Raw genomic sequence first — 2,977 nt, forward strand, 5'->3', positions numbered from 1 at the left:
GCCGACAGCCCACCCCTCGTGGAGTAGACGGCACGACGGGGCTCGGGGTAGACGGCATGGCAGGACCATCTACACCGGCGGACCCGAACCTTCGCGCGCGCGGACGGCGTGCTCGTGAGCCGAGCGGGCCAGCAGCGGCAGGACCGCGGCGGCCGCTGCGGTTCCGGGCACCACGACGGTTTGCGCGTCCAAGGCGGCAAGGACGTCGGCGACCAGCCGGGCTGCCATGCGTGGGGCCAGCGGCTGGGCGATGGCCGGCAGCTCGTCGCGGCCGGCTGAACGCAGGCCGTCGGGGCCGCCGAGGCGGATCAGGAGTTCGAGGGTGGCCGGGTGATGCAGGCGCGGGCCCAGTGCACGCTCCAGTGCGGGGTGGATGGTGACCAGCAGGCCACGGATGCGGTTGGTGACCCGGGTCGCCTCGCCCGCCAGGTCGTCGTCGAAACCAACCAGGACCTCCAAGCAGACCTGTACCGCGCCTACGGCGACCAGCGGGTGTGTGCCCCTCCCCGGCAACGGATCATCTGAATATCTGGGCGGGACTGCCCAGGACGTCCGATCCTGGGCACTGCCAGTGGGCGAAGGAACCGGAACGCTTCCAAAGACGGTAGGCCTCTTCGATGTTCCACTCGGGTGTCAGGGCATCGGATGGGGTAGCTCGAAGCGAGAACAGCTGAAGGTCGGTGTACTGAAACAGGCCCCAGCGGCGAACTCCGTTGACGTCGGGGCCGGTGATCCACAGAGGGTCGCCGGCGGACATGCACCATACGAGTTTCTGCGCGCGGTCTGCTGCGGCCGGAGGGAAGACTTGCCGAAGGCGTTCCTTGACCTGGGGTCGGGTCCACGTGAGCTGCGGGGGCCCGTCTGCGAGGAGCGCCTGGGTGGTTTGCTTGTCACCTATGCCAGTAGGCGGAAGCCGAGCTGCTACTTGGAAGGCGGTCAGCCGCATCCTGGTGTACGGTCCGAACCCGGCGTCGACCGGCAGCTCCATAGACCGGCTCTGCAGCCGCTCCTGAATCCATTGCACACACGATCCGTAGGCACCCAGGCTCACGACGGTCGTGCACGGATGATAGAGCGCAGTGGTGGGGACCAACTGGGCAAGCGTCGGTGACGGTGAGCTGTCCGCCACTGCGACTACGGCTAGGGCGGTGATCAGGCCGCCCAGCCGCAGCCAGCGAGGGATTCGGCTGAAGGAAGAGGATCTCGAGGTAACTGCCGGGAGCTCATGCGGCTCAGACGATGGCCCGGGCGGCGAGTTGCCGCCTTCCACCGAAACGGTGTGCACGCGCTGCCATGCCGCTTGCCAACGAGCAGTTTGCTGGGCATCGCCGCCACATGCGCGAACGATGGTCTGCAGCAGCTCTGGACGTGGCAGTCGATCCCGATTGAGAGCATGAAAGGCCGTGCTGTACGGCAGGACCTCCCCATGAAGATGGGCCCGGCGTTCCAATTGGCGATAGGTCAATCCCGAATCCACTCTTAACCGCTGCAACGCGGCGATGAATTCCTCAACGGTCTGGACCTGCTCCGGATCTGACACTCGGACCTTGCCCTCATCCACCAGCCGAAACATCGTTTCAAACAACGCCAAACGCTTCCTGAGGTTCTCACACCGCGTTCCCGGTGCCAAGATCGCAGTCGGGGCGTCAACAGGGGACGAAACGCCGCAGGGGCTCGCGTATCCCATGGCTTTGGGTCGACTCGATCATGCTCACCAACGAGTCATCCGGCCACGAAGGCGCCTTCAGCCAGTTCCCTCCTGAGGGCCTGGTCAGTCTGTCATCTGGCGGCCCCACTCCGGCGCTCGCCGATTGCGTCACGTAGAGAGGAACGCCTTTGTTACGCCATCGTCCGCGACACACTCGACGGCTCATCGTCGTCGCGACAGCGCTCATCACGCTGCTAGGACTCATCACCACACTGAACCAGCATCCAGCCCAGGCAGCGGCAAGTGACAACCGGTTCACCGCACTCATCCCGACACCAGTGCTTGACACCCGCAGCGGGCTTGGCGGTGCGGCGGCCAAAGCCCTGGACAGGGAGACCCCGCCGCCGGGCGATCCCGGCCCCGAGGGTGAACCCTGGTCCGGCGGGGAAGTCGAATACCTCACCGGCGTCAGGCATGCCACCGGACCCGACCTCGCCAGCGCCGACATCGAGTGCCACGCGGGCAACGGCGCACTCGCCTGCTGGAAGAAGGAGGGCGACGGCCTCTGGATCACCAAGACGGACAGCCAGGGCTGGGCGGCGGCCAGAGCCTGGGTCTACGCCTGGGACCGCACCAAATGGCGCTACATCAAGCTGATGGAGTGCGGGATCGGCAGCGCATGGCGCGTCGGCGAATGGCGCGAATGCGACACCGACATCTGGGAGGACAACACCCGCAACACTTGGGGCGGGCGCGGCAGCGGCCTAAGGCTGAGGGCCGTCGGCGAATGGGGCCAAGGCGGAAACTACGCGTGGGTCCGCAACGACGACAACATCTCCTAGGGCTGCCCGCCGCCCCATCCTCCGTGAAGGCGGGATCGGGGGAGCCGGGAGATGAGGGGCCGGCCGCTTCGGTGCGGTCGTGTGCTGAGGGGCCCCTTTTCCGCCCGGCTCCCGCGTGGTCAGCCGAGGGCATCCAACGGTGATGTTGCCCGTACCCAGCTCGCCCCGGCCTGCCGGTCGGCCACCACCGCCAGCCGCATGAGCTCCTCCGCCAGCGCGGGCAACTCCCGTGCGGCGCGCTAAGTCCGCGCCGCGGGGCCGTCCCCGGCCAACGCGGCGGGCCCGTCGACGGCCAGGGCGGGCTCGGCATGGAACAGCTCCAGCTGCTCGACACCGGGCGGGACCTCCTCACGCAAGCGCAAGCAGCGCTTGCAGGTAACCGGCCCGAGAATGGGAGTGTCAACTTAACGGCTGATCTTGGTTGTTGAAGGGGTCAGAAGTTGGCGGGGGTGAGGCGGCCCTCGAAGGCGATCTGGAAGGCGTTCAA

At 67.2% G+C, this 2,977-nt stretch carries 2 protein-coding genes and 1 pseudogene; 1 reads left to right on the forward strand and 2 read right to left on the reverse strand.

Features of this window, described 5'->3' with window-relative positions; all coding sequences use genetic code 11:
• Window positions 1-120: 120 nt before the first annotated feature.
• Together ACIBI5_RS54215 and ACIBI5_RS54220 are read right to left on the reverse strand one after the other, a co-directional pair.
• Window positions 121-459: pseudogene (locus tag ACIBI5_RS54215) on the reverse strand (IS110 family transposase); the annotation flags it as partial.
• Window positions 460-517: 58 nt separating this feature from the next.
• Complete coding sequence (locus tag ACIBI5_RS54220) at window positions 518-1,591, reverse strand: peptidoglycan-binding protein (protein ID WP_397259658.1); 1,074 nt, start codon at window positions 1,589-1,591, stop codon at window positions 518-520.
• Between the two features lie 395 nt (window positions 1,592-1,986).
• Between ACIBI5_RS54220 and ACIBI5_RS54225 the strand changes: the two genes are divergently transcribed.
• The gene (locus ACIBI5_RS54225; RefSeq protein ID WP_397259660.1) at window positions 1,987-2,490 is read left to right on the forward strand and encodes a hypothetical protein; all 504 of its coding nucleotides are present in this window, start codon (window positions 1,987-1,989) and stop codon (window positions 2,488-2,490) included.
• The last annotated feature ends 487 nt before the right edge of the window (window positions 2,491-2,977 follow it).

This window comes from Nonomuraea sp. NPDC050540 (assembly GCF_044457485.1).
Classification (GTDB): domain Bacteria; phylum Actinomycetota; class Actinomycetes; order Streptosporangiales; family Streptosporangiaceae; genus Nonomuraea.